Below are 16,962 nucleotides of genomic sequence, written 5' to 3'. Positions count from 1 at the left end.
TGGCTCCTCCGTCAGATACCGATGCCGCCGCCGGGGCCGAGATCTGGGGGGCCAATGTGCGGTGGTAGGCGCTGGATGTCTCGGAGAAGTTCAGTCAGCGCTTTCTGCCTTGAGGCCTGGATGCCCTTCGCCACGTCCTCGATCAGCGAACCGTAGAGGAAGGCTGGTATCGGCGACTGGACGCTCAGCACGTGCCCGAGCGCGAACCGCAAAGCGCCTGTTCCCCATTCGTCGGGGGCGCAGGCCACGAGCGAGTGACGGGCATGGTTCACCTCCGCCTCGGGTGCATCCGAGTCCCCTTGGGCGGGAGCGAAAGCCGGGAGCCGGTCCGGCTGTTCAACGCAGCCGATCGCCCAGGAAGCCGACCGGATGTCGATGGCCAACGCGATGCACTTCTCGGCCAGCGCGACTGCGTTCTTCGGTTCCTTCAGTGGTGGAAAGCCCGCCAGGTTCGCGAGGCCGTTGTACGCGTCGTGGAGTCGGCCTGCATCTCCTGAGCCACCGGCGACGGCGCGACCTGCACGCAGCACGCTGAGGGCAGCATCTCCCATCAGCTTCACATCAGGCTCCGGTCCGCTCGGCTCATCGCGCGAGACCACACGCCGACGTGGCACGAGTCCTCCCCCCTTTGACGCTCGTCAGGACCCTATGGTGGAAGAGCAGCCGGGGTGATCGCCAGATGGCGTGGCCCGGCCCCTTGTTGATCGCCAACGTCATCCGGCATGTGGGCGACGGCACGCCGGTGCGCGTACGGGTGTCACGTCGCGAGGACGGCGGCACCCGCATCGAGGTCACCGACCCCGACCCGCGCGCCAACCGTACGGTCATGGAGAGGTCTCAGGTGCCGCGTAATGATCCAGGTAGCGCCGCAACCGGGGCTCGACCCGTGACAGATCACCGCCGTTGACCGCATGCCAGAGGCGGTTCTCAGTCCAGAACCGATGGGCGAACTCCTCGAACGTAGGCGCGCACCAAAGGATCGCTGTTCTCTGCTCCTCGCCGTCATCGAGGTCGGTCCCGGTCTCCTCTCCGGCACGCCGCGCCTCGTACTCGAACTCGTAGTCAAGGTGGGAGTGAACTACGAACGCCTCACTCGACGGGCGAAGGTAGAGGTACCAGATGACGCAGTCCTGCTGATCCCTGAGGAACCGGACGAGGAAGGCGCCGGGTTCAACGGGGCTGGGCAACGGGTGAGAGATGCTGGTCCAGCAGCCAGTCACCGAAACCTCGTGCAACGAGCCGCGCAGATTCGCGCTGGTCTGGAACGTGACGAAATCGCGCGGGAGCGCGAGGCCCTCGGCGGCCAGCTCCCCGGCCAGGGTGTCCAGTCCTGCGACCTGCTCCGGGATGGAGTCGCCGACACCACCGAGCCACGGAAACGCCCCGGTGAACTGATCGGAGTCAAGCGGCGGCAGGCTCTCGTAGGGATAGTGCTCGTAGGTGTAACGGCAGGCACGGTATCCGCCGAGATCGGTGGCGCACCACGCGGCATCGAAGCTGACGGGTGCCGGTATGGCCCCTGGTCGTGTCTTCACTCGAACCCCCGATTGATCACTGCGAGCGGAGTTGTCGGCGCCGGCATCGCACCGGCCACCGACAACGCCGCCGCCCAGTTAGACCCACATATCCAGCCCCATCCGCAAGCCGGCCGGGCCGTCTCTGGGCCGTGATCATGAGAAGTGGCTGCTGGAAGGCGCGGGCAGGTGCGGCACCCCTACGTAGAGGACGGGCAAAAACGCCGGGCCGACGAGCAGCTCTACCAGTTGGTCAGGTCTACCAGTAGGTCGCAGTGCGGGTCGTCTTGGGACGGCCGCTGGTACTGCTCTTCCCTGACGAGGGAGGGCAGTGAGGCGATCAGCGCGGTGGGGGGAGTCTCGGTCAGGCGGATGTCGGCGCCGATGATGCCGGGGCGGTCTGGGCGTTGCACGTACAGACGCAGCAGGCCCTCGCCGTGCATCAGGAAGCCGATCAGGAAGGGGTTCTCGTCATCGCCGGGGCCCGACAGAGCGCGTACGACGGTAAGCGCCTGGCCCTGCACGGGCTCCGGATCCGGGGAGATCTCCTCCGGGCGGAGGCGAACCAGTGTCATCCCCAAGACCTCGCTGACATCACCGCTGCTGTAGATCTGGGGGCCGGTCAGGACCGTGCGCAGCAGGCCGGGGATGTCGTACGGGGTCACCGTGTCGTGGGGGATCTCGTACAGGAAGTTCATGCCGTTCTCGTCGTCTCCGGCGCGGACGGCGATCCGTACGGCACCGGGGGCGGGCAGAACACCGCGCAGGCGGCAGTACTCGGCAACGGGTGCGTTCAGGTGGTACAGCAGCAGGCGGGTGATATCCGCCTGCTGCTCCCGGTCTTCGGGGTCTGTCACGGATGCATCCACGCGGGGCACTTGTTGTCTCATTAGATTGCGGCAGAAAGCGTTGCTCGGCTGCTTGCGCACACGCCGACGTTGCACAAGTCCTCCCCCTTTGACGCTCTCCAGGCCCGAGAACTGCTGCCGTCGCTCAGGCCGGGGATGCCGGACGGCACGCACTTGACCCTGATCACCGACCGCCGCTGCCCTCTACCACCAGCGCTGGGGAGACCGAGACCGCCTACTACCGGACGCAGCCCGTTGAACACGGTTCGTTTGGCGGAGAGTGCCTAACACTACGAGCCCAATACGGCCGTTCGTCGAGTGACATCTTTAATGCGAGAGGGTAAACAATTTCGCGCATTCCTCCCTGCGAACCTCCTCATGCAACTCAAGGGAGGGAGTTCCCGCACGGATCACATCTCGTGCACGCATGCGAATCTGCCGCCATGTGTATTTCTGATCAGGGTGCTCTTGCGACCAGGTGACAGCATCAATTTGGGTTGCCCCGTACGCAATGCCGCGCATCTTGGCCCAGATCGCAGCGGAGGTGCACATAGGGCATGGCTCCAGCGTGGTCACCAAATAGGCGTCCGGCAGATACCTGGATCCAAGTCGCTCGGCAGCCTGCCTAATAGCGGTAATCTCCGGGTGGCCGGTAGGGTCATTCCCTTGAACCAGCTTGCTCCCCGACTTCCCGATAACTTGTCCGCCTTTGATTACCACAGCCCCTAACGCATAATTACCAGTCGTTGCCGCCTCTCGCGCCAAACAGAGGCATTCTTCCATCCCCTTGTAAATTTCAGCAGCGACTGAGCTTACGTTTACCTTCACGTGAACCTCACCTAAATGGACGACAGCATATATTCTTTGTCGCAGATTTTCCGATCTTCGCCCTCCGTGGCACGCTCGATCCATAGAGAGCCATCGTTTTCCACTACCCAGTAGTCATGACTCCTGATATCTATACAACGCACTTCTATAATCCCTGTGAACAGTGCAGATAAATCTGCTACACCCTTATGTACGGCTTCCAATTCATTGGGCAGGAAGTCGAATGCGGTGGTGCGACCTGCGCGACCACGACTGACCACCGGGATGAAGCTTATCTTTCCAGCTCCAACGTCACATGCAAAATCGACCATCGACCTCATGGAATCTACGACGCCAGGAGTGACTACCGTATTTATAGACAACCGCACTTCTGCATTTATTACTTTGTCGATATTTTCAATTATCTGCGCAAAGGAGGCGCGCCGCAGTATCTGGTCGTTTTCGGCAGACGGCCTGTGAATGCTGAACTTGAACTCACCACCACGCGAGTGTGCGGCAGCCACGATCTCGTCGGAAACGTCAAATCCATTGGTTATGACTACTGGCTTGAGACCTGCTTCCCCGACTGTCTCGATTATCTCAGCCAGATCGCTCCGCGTGGTGGGCTCTCCCCCTGAAAGCTTTAGCGATCGCACCGCTCGCGCCGCAAAGAAACGCGCCAAGCCGGCAATCTCTACGACTGAGAGCTCGGCTCGATCTGCCGGTGGAGCCTGGCAGAAAGCACATGCAACGTTACAGCGACGAGTGACACGTAAGCAGATAGAGCTAGGAACTTCCTGCGGCATTTCCATGGTCAGCGCTCTCCAGTTCTGTAGAGAGTTCGAGCATGTTAAGCACATGGGACATCTGCTCGGCGAATTGTTCCGCGTACCCAAGGCAAACTTGGATCGCATCACCCGAGGCAACCGCATCCGGGAGCTGAGTGCCGTAAAAGACAATTACGCCATGCGGCTCGTGACGTGCATCGTGACTGTTCGTCAGCGCATCCAGGCGTAGAACCGGACATGCTAGGACCCACCGCTGCTGGGGCTCGATCATTCTTGCCACGTCCGGCTCATACAAGTTTGTGTGGTCACCCGGAAGCTCTTCATAAAGCGGCACTCGGTCCCTGAATGCTCGACCGCTCACAATGTGAGGTGTGTCGACGTAAATGCGCGTAAACCCAAATTCGCGCGGCATTCGAATATTCAGGACGGCAAGGTCGCGATCCTGCCTGATGTAGTAGCGTCCTTCATGGTCTTTTTCCGCGACGAAGTATCGAGCGTTGCAGGGAATGGCAAGGGTCTTGGCGACCAGTTCACAGACGATCTTCAGCATCCCCTCAAGGATGCGCCGCTGTCGTTGCTGTAGCGTTGAATAGAGACGCCTGAACTCATCTTCCTGCACCATGCGCCACCTCCATGCAGCGGCTTCCCCGGCTACCAGTAAGGCGATACCCAAAAATAAAGGTAGATTACCCCACCGTAATGAGGTGAGTGAGGTGACGTAGCCGTAATGAGCCAACTGATCAGTGTAAATATTGATCCAAAGCCCCACGAGTATCGCAGAAGCGACGGAAGCGCACACGCGCACCACTGTCATTTTAGGCAACATTAGAAGCATCTCTTTTCGTCTCATGCCAGTCCAGCACGTTGATCAGCCCTGGATGAAGGGCGCGTAGGGGGCGCGCGGTCACGTACGGGAGCATGTAGGAGTGCTTGGTCGCGGAGCCATCTTGGCCAGGAATTGCCGTCGCCTCATGAACTGGGGCAATGCCTGTCGGCAGGAGTGGTCAGAGGCAGCGTGGAGCGCGATCGGCACAACGGCCGAAGCCATGTGCGGTACAGCAGCGAAATACAGCAACCCTGGCGACCGCAGGCGACGGCAGCAGTCGGAACGGGCTCGGATCGAAAAACCGCTAACGACCGATAACGACCACGAGGGTGCGGCCGTCAGCCGCACCCTCGTGGTGTGTCCGCCCAGCTAGACCCACGTATCCAGCCACATCCGCGACCGCCAGTCGTCGATCGGGATCGCCGTGCCCGTGTACAGGGGCCAGAAGTAGATGAAGTTCCAGGCGATCAGGAGGACCAGGACGCCCGCGCCCGCCGCGCCCACCACCCGGCGGCGTTCGCCCGAGCCGGGCGGCCCCAGGATCGCGCCGATCATCATGGCCACCGCCAGGCACAGGAACGGGACGAAGACGACCGCGTAGAAGTAGAAGATCGTGCGTTCCTGGTACATCATCCACGGCAGCCAGCCGGCCGCGATTCCGCAGGCGATCGCGCCCGCCCGCCAGTCGCGGCGGAAGAGCCAGCGCCACAGGACGTACAGGACCGCGAAGCAGGCCGCCCACCACAGCAGCGGGGTGCCGAGGGCGAGGACCTCGCGGGCGCACTTCTCGCCCGCGTCGGCGGGACAGCCGTCCTTGCCGGGCGACGGGGACTCGTAGAAGTACGAGACCGGGCGGCCGGCGACCAGCCAGCTCCAGGGGTTCGACTGGTACTGGTGCGGAGACGAGAGGCCTACGTGGAACTCGTACACCTCGTGCTCGTAGTGCCACAGGCTGCGCAGCCAGTCCGGGAGCCAGGTCCAGTGGCCGCCCTTGCCGTCGGTCGCGGCCCAGTTGCGGAAGTAGCCGCCGCTGCCGTTGGCCGGGGAGAGGATCCAGCCCGTCCAGGAGACCAGGTAGGTGGCCACGGCCACCGGGACCGTCGCCAGGAACGTGATGCCCGTGTCGCGCCGGAGCACGGCCGCGTACGGGCGGCGGGCGCCCGCGACGCGGCGGGAGCCGACGTCCCAAAGGACCGCCATCACACAGAACGCGGCCATGACGTAGAGCGCGTTCCACTTGGTGCCCAGGGCCAGGCCCAGCATCAGGCCGGCCAGCCAGCGCCACGGGCGCGGGCCGAGGCGGGTCGTCTCGGCGGTGTGCGCGTCCGGGCGTACGACACCGTCCGCGTCGGCCGGGAGCGCCGCCGCCAGCCGGGCGCGCGCCCTGTCCCGGTCGACGACCAGACAGCCGAACGCGGCCAGCACGAAGAACATCAGCACCCCGTCGAGCAGCGAGGTGCGGCTCATCACGAAGTGCAGGCCGTCCACCGCCATCAGCGCGCCCGCCAGGCAGCCGAGGAACGTCGAGCGGAACAGACGGCGGCCGATGCGGCACAGCAGCAGGACGGAGAGCGTGCCGAGCAGCGCCGTCATGAAGCGCCAGCCGAACGGGGTGAACCCGAACAGCCATTCGCCGAGGCCGATGACGTACTTGCCGACCGGGGGGTGCACCACATAGGCGGGGTCCGTCGGGATCGCCACATGGCCGTTGCCCTGGAGGATCAGGTCGTTGGCGTCCTTGGCCCAGTTCGCCTCGTACCCGTTGTGGATGAGCGCCCAGGCGTCCTTGGCGTAGTACGTCTCGTCGAATATCACCGCCTTGGGGCTGCCCAGGTTCCAGAAGCGCAGCAGGCCCGCCAGCAGCGTCACGAGCAGCGGGCCGCCCCACGCCGACCAGCGCGTCACACGGTCCGCGACCTCCTGGCGCAGGCCGATCGCCGCCCACAGCCGTGGGCTGGGCTCGCTGAACGGCGGCACCAGCCGGTCGCGCACGTCGGTTCTCGGCGGCGCCGTGTATCCGAAGCGGCGCAGCCGCTGCTGCCACGACGGCCACTGCTCGTCGGCGGCCTGGCCCTGCCGGATGTCCGTGGAGGACGCGGTACTGGTCACCGCGCCATCGTAGGGAACCCTTCTGTGGGAGTCCCGTGCTCCACCCCTGCGAGGATGGAAACGTGACCACAGCGCCTGGAACCCTCGTACTCGCCGGAACCCCCATCGGGGACATCACCGACGCACCGCCCCGGCTCGCCCAGGAGCTGGCGGGTGCCGATGTCGTCGCAGCCGAGGACACCCGGCGGCTGCGGCGGCTGACCCAGGCGCTCGGCGTGCAGCCGGCCGGGCGCGTCGTGTCGTACTTCGAGGGCAACGAGGCCGCCCGTACGCCGGAACTCGTCGAGGCGCTCCTCGACGGCTCGCGCGTGCTGCTCGTGACCGACGCAGGGATGCCGTCCGTCTCCGACCCCGGTTACCGGCTGGTCGCCGCCGCCGTGGCGAAGGACATCCGCGTCACCGCCGTACCGGGCCCGTCCGCCGTACTGACCGCGCTCGCGCTGTCCGGGCTGCCCGTCGACCGGTTCTGCTTCGAGGGGTTCCTGCCGCGCAAGGCGGGGGAGCGGCTGTCGCGGCTGAAGGAGGTCGCCGAGGAGCGGCGCACCCTCGTCTACTTCGAGGCGCCCCACCGCCTCGACGACACCCTCGCCGCCATGGCCGAGGTGTTCGGCGAGGACCGGCGCGCCGCCGTCTGCCGTGAGCTGACCAAGACGTACGAGGAGATCAAGCGCGGCCCGCTGGAGGAGCTGGCCGCGTGGGCCGCGGAAGGCGTACGGGGCGAGATCACCGTCGTCGTCGAGGGCGCGCCGGTCAGGGGAGCCGACGAGCTGGACGCCGACGAGCTGGTGCGCCGGGTCCAGGTGCGGGAAGAGGCCGGGGAGCGGCGCAAAGAGGCCATCGCGGCCGTTGCCGCCGAGGCCGGGATTCCCAAGCGGGACGTGTTCGACGCGGTCGTCGCGGCGAAGAACGCGGCGCGGACCGGCGCGTAGTCCGGCGGCGGGTCGGCCGGTAGTTCGCAGCGGACCAGCCCGTGGTCCGGCAGCGGGCCGGCCCATAGTCCGGTACGGGTCGGCCCGTGGTCCGGCGGCGGACCGGCGCATAGTCCGGCACGGGTCGGCCCATAGTCCGGCAAAGGGAACGCCCGGAACGCAAAGCTCAGGCCCGTTGGTGGGACCTTTCTGACAAGAAAATGCCAAAACGGGTCCAACACTCGACAGGGGCTGATGCGCTCGCGCCCGAGGAGGCGTCCACTGGTCGAGGGGACGCACCCGTCCCTCGCTCACGGCGGGACCCAGCGGGATTCCGAGGGGACCTCGCCTCGCCGGGGCGCTTGTCCAGCGGACAACAGGAGCTGGCATGAGTGAGATCGCAGGGCAGACCGGCCAGAGCACGGGCAACCGCACCTCGGCGACCGCCATCGTCCACGAGTCGTATTCCTTCGCCTGCATGCGCTGCGGGCACGGCTGGGAACAGTCGTACGAGATAGAGCACCACCTCGACGCCGAGGGCAGTGAGTTCGTGATGTACGTGGCGAACGGCAAGGTCGTGCCGTCCCCGCTGAGCCGGCCGACCTGCGTGAACTGCGACGGCCATGTCGTGCGCATCATGCGCCCGGGGCAGGTGTCCTCCGTGCTGGACTTGCTGCACCGGCCGCACCGGCCCGAGCCCGGAAGGCGGCCCCTGGCCGAGCCGGAGGCGGCGCCGGTCCGGGAGACCCACCACTGGCACCTCTCCGACCTGCTGCACCCGTTCCACCACCGCAAGGCCGGCTGAGCGGGCACCGCAAGGCCGGCTGCGGGTACTGCTGAGCGGGCACCGCAAGGCCGGCGGGAGGCGGTGGGCCGCGCCCGGCCGACGGGAGACCCGGTCTGCCCCTTTCGTAGGATCGGGGTATGCCTTCCCGCGCCTCCGACGCCGACAAGAACGCCGCCCCGCCGCTCCCGGCGCCGCTGCGCGTGCCCGTCGCCGACTCGCACACCCACCTCGACATGCAGTCCGGCACGGTGGAGGAGGGCCTCGCCAAGGCCGCGTCGGTGGGCGTGACGACGGTCGTACAGGTCGGCTGCGACATCGACGGTTCGCGGTGGGCGGCCGAGACGGCGGCCGCGTACGACGCCGTCCACGCGACGGTCGCGCTGCACCCGAACGAGGCTCCGCGCATCGTCCACGGCGACCCCGACGGATGGTCGAGGCAGGGCGCGCGCCGGCCCGGCGGCGACGGCGCGCTCGACGAGGCGCTCGCCGAGATCGACCGCCTCGCGGCGCTGCCCCAGGTCAAGGGCGTCGGCGAGACTGGTCTCGACTACTTCCGCACCGGGCCCGAGGGCAAGGCCGCCCAGGAGCGGTCCTTCCGCGCCCACATCGAGATCGCCAAACGGCACGGCAAGGCGCTCGTCATCCACGACCGCGACGCCCACGCCGACGTACTGCGCGTCCTCAAGGAGGAGGGCGCCCCCGAGCGGACCGTCTTCCACTGCTACTCCGGGGACGCGGAGATGGCCGAGGTCTGCGCCCATAACGGCTACTTCATGTCCTTCGCCGGCAACATGACCTTCAAGAACGCGCAGCCGCTGCGCGACGCGCTCGCCGTGGCGCCCCTGGAACTCGTCCTCGTCGAGACCGACGCGCCCTTCCTGACGCCCGCGCCGTACCGCGGACGGCCCAACGCCCCGTATCTCATTCCGGTCACGGTCCGCGCGATGGCCGCCGTGCGGGGCATCGACGAGGACGCGCTGGCGACGGCGCTCGCGGCGAACACCGCCCGCGCGTTCGATTACTGACCGATAACGACCGAAACGCTCCCGGGCCCCTTTCGGGTGCAGGTCCAGGCCGTGTCGCGACACAGCGTAGTCGCGTTGCTTTGGAGAGTGACGACCGCTCCGCTAGGTTCTGGTCGCCCGATCCGGACGCCCTTGGAGCTGTCGTCGTGAGCAACTCGCAGCACGAGACGTACGAGACGTACGGCACGTACGGGCCGCCGTACGACCCGTACGACCCGTACGAGCTGTCGTACGGGCCGGCTGAGCCGCCGTACAGGATGACCGAGCCGTCGTACGGGGCGGCCGAGCCCTCGTACGAGATGACCGAGCCGTCGTACGGGACGGCCGGGCCGTACGGCCCGGTCCCCGAGCCGCCCGGGCCGCACACCGCGCCGACCCTGCCCTACGGGGTCTACGAGGACACCTACCGGCCCGCCTACGAGTCGGGCGGGTCCCCGCTTCCCCGGCGGACGGACGCCGCCGGTCACCCGGGCGGGCGCGCCGAGGCCCGGCGGGCGGCCCGGCGCCGGAAGATCTCCGTACGCCCCGACCCGCTGCGCCGACTGCTGCCGCAGGCCCTGGTCGTCGTCTTCCTGGCCGGTGGCACCACGGCGTTCGTCGCCAAGGACAAGGCGATCGAGCTGAGCGTCGACGGCAAGCCCCGCACGCTGCACACCTTCGCCGACGACGTGACCGAGCTGCTCGCCGAGGAGGGCGTCGGCGTCGGCGCCCACGACGTCGTGGCCCCCACCCGGGGCTCCGCACTGGCCAGCGGGGACGAGGTCGCGGTGCGCTACGGCAGGCCCGTGCACCTCACGCTCGACGGGCAGCGGCGCAGGGTGTGGACGACGGCGCGCACGGTGGACGGCGCGCTCCAGCAGCTCGGGGTGCGTGCGGAGGGCGCGTACGTGTCCACCTCGCGCTCCCGGCCGATCGGCCGGGCGGGGCTCGCGCTCGACGTCCGTACCGAGCGGACGGTGACGATCATGGCGGACGGCCGGGAGCGGACGATCCGTACGAACGCGGCGACCGTGGGGGAGGCCGTGGAGCAGGCCGGGATCACCCTGCACGGCCAGGACACGACGTCGGTGGCGCCGGGGAGCTACCCGCGCGACGGGCAGACCGTGACGGTGATGCGGATCACCGGGTCGAGGGAGGTCCGCGAGGAGGTGATCCCGTTCGGCGTGGAGCGCATGGACGACCCCGCGCTGTTCCGGGGCACGGAGCTGGTGGAGCGGGCCGGGCAGCCGGGGGCGCGGCGGGTCACGTACTCGCTGCGCACGGTCAACGGTGTGCGGCAGACGCCGAAGCGGATCGACTCCGAGGTGGTGCGCCAGCCGCAGAACCGGGTGGTGAAGGTCGGCACGAAGCCGCCGCCGCCGTCGGTCGCGGGCGCGGACGATCTGAACTGGGGCGGTCTCGCGGCCTGCGAGTCGGGCGGACGGCCGGGGGCGGTGGATCCGTCCGGCACGTACGGGGGCCTGTACCAGTTCGACACCCGGACCTGGCACGATCTCGGCGGCTCCGGCCGCCCCCAGGACGCCCCGGCCGCCGAGCAGACCTACCGCGCGAAGAAGCTGTACGTACGCCGGGGAGCAAGCCCCTGGCCACACTGCGGCTCCCGCCTCCACGACTGACCCCGTCGGAGCTGCGGCGGCCGCCGCTGCCGTTGACCGAGCCGCCGTGAGGCTGGCCCGCCCCCGGCGCTTGCCCGTGGCGGGGCTGCGGTGCTCGCCCCGGCGGTTGCTCCCGGTGGGGCCGTGGTGTGGCCCCTCCCGGCGGCCCACTCCGGCCGCACCGTGGCTTGTGCCTGGGCGGCGGCCTCTGGTCGAGCTGCGGCACGCACCCCGGCGGCGGCCTCGGCCGCACCGCGGCACGCGCCCCGGCACCGCGGCACGCGCCCCGGCGGTGGCCCCTGGTCGCACCGCGGCACGCGCCCCGTCCGCCCCCAGCCGCTCCGCGGCGCTCGCGTCCGTGGTGGGCCTTTACCCTTGGTCCGTGAGCAGCCCCGCCCCCGACGCCCTCCTGGGCCCCGCCGACATCCGCGAACTCGCGGCAGCCCTCGGCGTGCGGCCCACCAAGCAGCGCGGACAGAACTTCGTCATCGACGCCAACACCGTGCGCCGTATCGTGCGCACCGCCGGAGTACGGCCCGACGACGTGGTGGTGGAGGTGGGGCCCGGGCTCGGGTCGCTCACCCTCGCCCTGCTGGAGGCCGCCGACCGCGTCATCGCCGTCGAGATCGACGACGTCCTCGCGGGGGCGCTGCCCGCCACCATCGCCGCCCGTATGCCCGAGCGGGCCGAGCGGTTCGCGCTCGTCCACTCCGACGCCATGCACGTACGGGAGCTGCCGGGCCCGCCGCCCACCGCGCTCGTCGCCAATCTGCCGTACAACGTCGCCGTGCCCGTCCTGCTGCACATGCTCGACACCTTCCCGAGCATCGAGCGCACCCTCGTGATGGTGCAGGCCGAGGTCGCCGACCGGCTCGCCGCCGACCCCGGATCGAGGGTGTACGGCGTGCCGTCCGTGAAAGCCAACTGGCACGCCGAGGTGAAGCGGGCCGGCTCCATCGGACGCAATGTCTTCTGGCCGGCACCCAACGTCGACAGCGGGCTCGTGTCGCTGGTCCGGCGGACCGAGCCGATCAAGACGACCGCGTCCAAGACCGAGGTCTTCGCGGTCGTCGACGCGGCCTTCGCCCAGCGCAGGAAGACGCTGCGGGCCGCGCTGGCCGGCTGGGCCGGGTCGGCCGCCGCCGCCGAGGCCGCCCTCGTCGCCGCCGGGGTGTCCCCGCAGGCGCGCGGGGAGTCGCTCACGGTCGAGGAGTTCGCCCGTATCGCCGAGAACCGCGGCGCCGACCACGCCGACGACGCCAACAACTAAGGAGACGGCCCACCAGTGAGCGTGACCGTACGCGTCCCCGCCAAGGTCAACGTCCAGCTCGCGGTCGGCGGCGCCCGCCCCGACGGCTTCCACGACCTGGCCAACGTCTTCCTCGCCGTCGGCCTGTACGACGAGGTCACCGCGACCCCGGCCGACGAGCTGCGCATCACGTGCGAGGGGCCCGACGCCGCACAGGTCCCGCTCGACCGCACGAACCTCGCCGCCCGCGCGGCGATCGCGCTCGCCGCGCGACACGGCCTCGCACCCGACGTCCACCTCCACATCGCCAAGGACATCCCCGTCGCCGGCGGCATGGCCGGCGGCAGCGCGGACGCGGCCGGCGCGCTGCTCGCCTGCGACACCCTGTGGGGTACGAACGCCTCACGCGGCGAACTCCTCGACATCTGCGCCGAGTTGGGCAGCGACGTGCCCTTCAGCCTGGTCGGCGGCGCCGCGCTCGGCACCGGGCGGGGGGAGCGGCTGCGGGAGCTGGAGGTCGGCGGGACCTTCCACTGGGTGTTCGCGGTGGCCGACGGCGGGCTGTCGACCCCGGCCGTGTACGGGGAGTTCGACCGGCTGAGCGAGGGCGTACGCGTACCCGAGCCCGTCGCCTCCCAGGAACTGCTCGACGCGCTGGCCAAGGGGGACGCCGTGGCCCTCGCCGCCGCCGTCTCCAACGACCTCCAGCCCGCCGCGCTGTCCCTCTTCCCGTCCCTCAGCGACACGCTGGAGGCGGGCCGTGCCGCCGGCGCCCTCGCCGCGCTGGTCTCCGGCTCCGGGCCGACCACGGCGTTCCTCACCCGGGACGCGGACGGCGCGGACGCCGTGGCCCAGGCGCTGCTCGCGTCCGGTACATGCCGGACGGCGCGGGTCGCCCCGTCTCCCGCACCGGGCGCCACCGTCCTGTAGGACGCCCGAGGGGACACACAAGGAGACGCTCGCGGAAACGCCCATGAGGACGCCCATGAGGACGCCCATGAAGGCGTACAAGGAGACGTACTCAGGGGCGAGTTGAGTACGAGCGCGCTGACGCCCCGCGACCCGTCGGCGCGACCGTACTCGTATGAGACCAAGCGACCTTGCCGCGGCCACCCCGGCCTCCCGCGACCGCTACGTCGACCTGCTGCGGGTCGCCTCGCTCGGCACGGTCGTCCTCGGCCACTGGCTGATGGCGGCCGTGGACGTCGGGACGGACGGGCGGGTGCGGGTCGGCAATCTGCTCGCCGTCGAGCCCCGGCTCCAACTCCTCACCTGGGCCCTGCAGATCATGCCGGTGTTCTTCTTCGTCGGCGGCTTCTCGCACGCCCTCTCCTACCGCTCGCTCAGCCGGAAGACCCCCGACACGTCCGTCTACTCGGCGTTCCTGCGCGCCCGGCTCCAGCGGCTGCTGCGGCCGACCGTCGTCTTCATCGGGGTGTGGGGCGCGGCGGCGCTCGGCCTCCAACTGGCGGGCAGCGGCGGTGGGTTGCTCGACGTGTCGCTGCGGCTCGTCGCCCAGCCGCTCTGGTTCATCGGGATCTATCTCGCCATGGTCGCCTTCACGCCGCCCCTGCTCAGGCTCCATGAGCGGTACGGGTGGGGCGCGTTCGGCGGGCTCGTCGCGGCGGCGGGGACGGTGGACGTGCTGCGGTTCGCCCTCGGTGTGCCGTACGTCGAGTTCCTCAACTTCGCCTTCGTCTGGCTCGCCGTCCACCAGCTCGGATTCCTGCGCGCGGACGGGAAGCCGGGCAGGCCGTACGTCCTCGCCGGCGCCGGGCTCGCGGGGGCCGCGCTGCTGGTGGCGTACGGGCCGTATCCGCTGTCCATGGTCGGGATGCCCGGGGAGAAGATCTCCAACATGGCGCCGCCCAGCTTCGCGCTGCTCTGCCACGGGCTGTGGCTGGTCGGCGCGGTGGAGCTGATGCGCGCCCCCGCGACGCGGTGGCTGGACCGGCCGCGGGTGTGGCGGACCGTGGTCGCCGCCAACGGGATCTCGATGACCGCCTTCCTGTGGCACCTCACCGCGATGCTCGGCGTGTACGGGGCGCTGCTCGCCGCCGACGTGCGACTGCCGGCGCCCGGCACAGGTGCGTGGTGGGTACAGGTACCATTTCGGATCATGGTCGCCGCGCTGCTCACCGCGGTGCTGGTGGCCGCCTTCCGCGCCTTCGAAAAACCCTCGGGGGTACGGGAGCCGAGTGCGCCGCGCGCGTATGCGGGACCCGCTGCCGCGTTCGGCGTCACCCTCTGTCTGTTCGGGGTCCTCGGGCTGTCGATGGTCGGCTTCGGAGGGCTGCTGGAGGGGCGTTCGGCGGTACTGGTCGCCGTCCGGGTGACCGCCCCCGCCGCCGTGCTGATGACCCTGGCCGGATGGCTCCTGGTCGAACGGTCGGGCCGGAGAAGACCTCGCGGTGCATGAATATGCGGACGTGCCCATGTCTACGTCTCCCCGGCACCCGGTGTCGGCCGGGCGGCTACCCTGGAGGGTCGATCGTCCCCCTTGTCAGGAGAGAAATGGCCGTCAATCTGGTCAATGTCGAGGCCGTCAGCAAGGTGTACGGCACCCGTGCCCTGCTCGACGGCGTCTCCCTCGGCGTGTCCGAAGGGGACCGGATCGGAGTGGTGGGGCGCAACGGCGACGGCAAGACCACGCTGATCCGGATGCTCGCCAAGCTGGAGGAGGCCGACACCGGGCGCGTCACCCACTCCGGCGGGCTGCACATCGGCGTGCTCACCCAGCACGACTCGCTGGACCCCGAGGCGACCGTCCGGCACGAGGTCATCCGGGACATGGAAGACCACGAGTGGGCCGGCAACGCGAAGATCCGGGACGTACTCACCGGCCTGTTCGGCGGCCTCGACCTGCCAGGCTTCCCGCAGGGCCTGGACACGGTGATCGGTCCGCTCTCCGGTGGTGAGCGGCGCCGCATCGCGCTGGCCAAGCTGCTCATCGAGGAGCAGGACCTGATCATCCTCGACGAGCCCACGAACCACCTGGACGTCGAGGGCATCGCCTGGCTGGCGAACCACCTGCGCGAGCGGCGGTCCGCGCTCGTGTGCGTCACCCACGACCGCTGGTTCCTCGACCAGGTCTGCACGCGCATGTGGGACGTGCAGAAGGGCGACGTGTACGAGTACGAGGGCGGCTACTCCGACTACGTCTTCGCGCGCGCCGAGCGGGAGCGCATCGCCGCGACCGAGGAGGTCAAGCGGCAGAACCTGGTGCGCAAGGAGTTGGCGTGGCTGCGGCGCGGCGCGCCCGCCCGTACGTCCAAGCCGCGCTTCCGCGTCGAGGCCGCCAACGAGCTGATCGCCGACGTCCCGCCGCCCCGCGACAGCAGCGAGCTGATGAAGTTCGCCTCGTCGCGGCTCGGCAAGACCGTCTTCGACCTGAAGGACGTGACCGTCCAGGCCGGGCCCAAGGTGCTGCTCAAGCATCTGACCTGGCAGCTCGGCCCCGGTGACCGCGTCGGCCTGGTGGGCGTGAACGGGGCGGGCAAGACCTCGCTGCTGCGCGCCATGGCCGAGGCCGCCCGCAGCGAGGGCGAGAAGCAGCCCGCGGCCGGACGGATCAGCACCGGCAAGACCGTCAAGCTCGCCTATCTCTCCCAGGAGGTCGCCGAACTCGACCCGGCCCTGCGGGTGTTGCAGGCCGTGCAGCAGGTCCGTGACCGCGTCGATCTCGGCAAGGGCCGCGAGCTGACCGCCGGACAGCTGTGCGAGACCTTCGGCTTCAACAAGGAGAAGCAGTGGACGCCGGTGGGGGACCTGTCCGGTGGTGAGCGGCGCCGGCTCCAGCTGCTGCGGCTGCTGATGGACGAGCCCAACGTGCTCTTCCTCGACGAACCGACCAACGACCTCGACATCGAGACGCTCACCCAGCTGGAAGACCTCCTCGACGGCTGGCCCGGCTCGATGGTCGTCATCTCCCACGACCGGTTCTTCGTCGAGCGGACCACCGACAAGGTGTACGCGCTCCTCGGCGACGCCACGTTGCGGATGCTGCCCCGCGGGATCGACGAGTACCTGGAGCGACGGCACCGCATGGAGGAGGTCGCCGCTGCCGCCGTACTCGCCGCGGCGCCCGCTCCCGCCAAGGCCACTTCGGCCGCGGACGCCCGTGCCGCCAAGAAGGAACTCCAGAAGATCGAGCGGCAGCTGGACAAGATCTCCGAGCGGGAAACCAAGCTGCACACCCAGATCGCCGACAACGCCACGGACTTCGAGAAGGTGGCGAAACTGGACGCGGAACTGCGGGAGTTGGCCGGCGAGCGCGAGGAACTGGAGCTGCGCTGGCTGGAACTCGCAGAGGACGCCTGAGCGGCGCGGGGGCGTACGGCGAGCAGCGCGCAGACGGCGTGAAGGGCGCGTGAAGGCGCGTAACGAGGGCATCACGGGCCGGTCCTCCCTTGGGAACAGGGGATGTACCAGCCCGGTGTTCGAGGGTCGCAGAGTGATACAAAGGGCCGTCTGAGAACAGTCTGAGAACCACTCCGAGCGAGTACC

General features: G+C 69.0%; 14 protein-coding genes and 1 pseudogene. 9 read left to right on the top strand and 6 right to left on the bottom strand.

The genetic code is table 11. From position 1 onward, the window contains the following. Positions 1-11: 11 nt before the first annotated feature. Positions 12-560: a hypothetical protein gene (locus GTY58_RS18785; protein ID WP_037644820.1), complete on the bottom strand. Its 549-nt coding sequence runs from the start codon at positions 558-560 to the stop codon at positions 12-14. A gap of 140 nt (positions 561-700) precedes the next feature. Between GTY58_RS18785 and GTY58_RS40760 the strand changes: the two are divergent. After that, a pseudogene (locus tag GTY58_RS40760) lies at positions 701-814 on the top strand (ATP-binding protein); the annotation flags it as partial. 10 nt (positions 815-824) lie between these two features. On the opposite strand, the gene GTY58_RS18780 reads toward GTY58_RS40760, so the two are convergent. The 5 genes from GTY58_RS18780 to GTY58_RS18755 all read right to left on the bottom strand — a co-directional run bounded on the left by GTY58_RS18780 (position 825) and on the right by GTY58_RS18755 (position 6,892). Next, positions 825-1,535: a hypothetical protein gene (locus GTY58_RS18780; RefSeq protein ID WP_010985026.1), complete on the bottom strand. Its 711-nt coding sequence runs from the start codon at positions 1,533-1,535 to the stop codon at positions 825-827. 221 nt (positions 1,536-1,756) lie between these two features. Further along, positions 1,757-2,371 (bottom strand): hypothetical protein, encoded by a 615-nt coding sequence (locus GTY58_RS18775; protein ID WP_048894563.1) that lies wholly within the window; start codon positions 2,369-2,371, stop codon positions 1,757-1,759. 830 nt (positions 2,372-3,201) lie between these two features. After that, entirely contained in the window at positions 3,202-3,975 is a 774-nt protein-coding gene (locus GTY58_RS18765) for a radical SAM protein (protein WP_237529392.1), read from the bottom strand. Continuing rightward, positions 3,956-4,771: a hypothetical protein gene (locus GTY58_RS18760; protein ID WP_159029001.1), complete on the bottom strand. Its 816-nt coding sequence runs from the start codon at positions 4,769-4,771 to the stop codon at positions 3,956-3,958. Before GTY58_RS18760 ends, GTY58_RS18765 begins: the two co-directional genes overlap by 20 nt. Positions 4,772-5,152: 381 nt before the next feature. Beyond that, complete coding sequence (locus GTY58_RS18755) at positions 5,153-6,892, bottom strand: phospholipid carrier-dependent glycosyltransferase (protein WP_010985023.1); 1,740 nt, start codon at positions 6,890-6,892, stop codon at positions 5,153-5,155. A gap of 62 nt (positions 6,893-6,954) precedes the next feature. Between GTY58_RS18755 and rsmI the strand changes: the two genes are divergently transcribed. From rsmI to GTY58_RS18715, 8 genes are all read left to right on the top strand, one after another. Next, positions 6,955-7,821 carry a 16S rRNA (cytidine(1402)-2'-O)-methyltransferase gene (rsmI, locus tag GTY58_RS18750; protein WP_010985022.1) on the top strand — a complete coding sequence of 289 codons (867 nt, stop codon included), beginning with the start codon at positions 6,955-6,957 and terminating at the stop codon, positions 7,819-7,821. A 367-nt stretch (positions 7,822-8,188) separates the two neighbouring features. After that, a complete protein-coding gene (locus GTY58_RS18745) occupies positions 8,189-8,605 on the top strand; it encodes a hypothetical protein (protein WP_010985021.1) in 417 nt (138 codons plus the stop codon). 119 nt (positions 8,606-8,724) lie between these two features. Beyond that, positions 8,725-9,612: a TatD family hydrolase gene (locus tag GTY58_RS18740; RefSeq protein WP_010985020.1), complete on the top strand. Its 888-nt coding sequence runs from the start codon at positions 8,725-8,727 to the stop codon at positions 9,610-9,612. A 146-nt stretch (positions 9,613-9,758) separates the two neighbouring features. Then, positions 9,759-11,228, top strand: coding sequence for a resuscitation-promoting factor (locus GTY58_RS18735; RefSeq protein WP_037644824.1), 1,470 nt, complete (start codon positions 9,759-9,761; stop codon positions 11,226-11,228). A 361-nt stretch (positions 11,229-11,589) separates the two neighbouring features. Then, a complete protein-coding gene (rsmA, locus tag GTY58_RS18730) occupies positions 11,590-12,477 on the top strand; it encodes a 16S rRNA (adenine(1518)-N(6)/adenine(1519)-N(6))-dimethyltransferase RsmA (RefSeq protein WP_010985018.1) in 888 nt (295 codons plus the stop codon). A gap of 15 nt (positions 12,478-12,492) precedes the next feature. Next, on the top strand, positions 12,493-13,386 hold the full coding sequence (locus tag GTY58_RS18725; protein ID WP_010985017.1) for a 4-(cytidine 5'-diphospho)-2-C-methyl-D-erythritol kinase: 894 nt from the start codon (positions 12,493-12,495) through the stop codon (positions 13,384-13,386). 154 nt (positions 13,387-13,540) lie between these two features. Next, the gene (locus tag GTY58_RS18720) at positions 13,541-14,875 is read left to right on the top strand and encodes an acyltransferase (RefSeq protein ID WP_010985016.1); all 1,335 of its coding nucleotides are present in this window, start codon (positions 13,541-13,543) and stop codon (positions 14,873-14,875) included. A 95-nt stretch (positions 14,876-14,970) separates the two neighbouring features. Further along, positions 14,971-16,776 (top strand): ABC-F family ATP-binding cassette domain-containing protein, encoded by a 1,806-nt coding sequence (locus GTY58_RS18715; RefSeq protein ID WP_010985015.1) that lies wholly within the window; start codon positions 14,971-14,973, stop codon positions 16,774-16,776. Positions 16,777-16,962: the final 186 nt, after the last annotated feature.

It is taken from the genome of Streptomyces sp. SID5469 (assembly GCF_009862865.1).
GTDB lineage: Bacteria > Actinomycetota > Actinomycetes > Streptomycetales > Streptomycetaceae > Streptomyces > Streptomyces avermitilis.
Note: the sequence above shows the minus strand (reverse complement) of the source record. Positions and strands in the feature narration are given on the sequence as shown.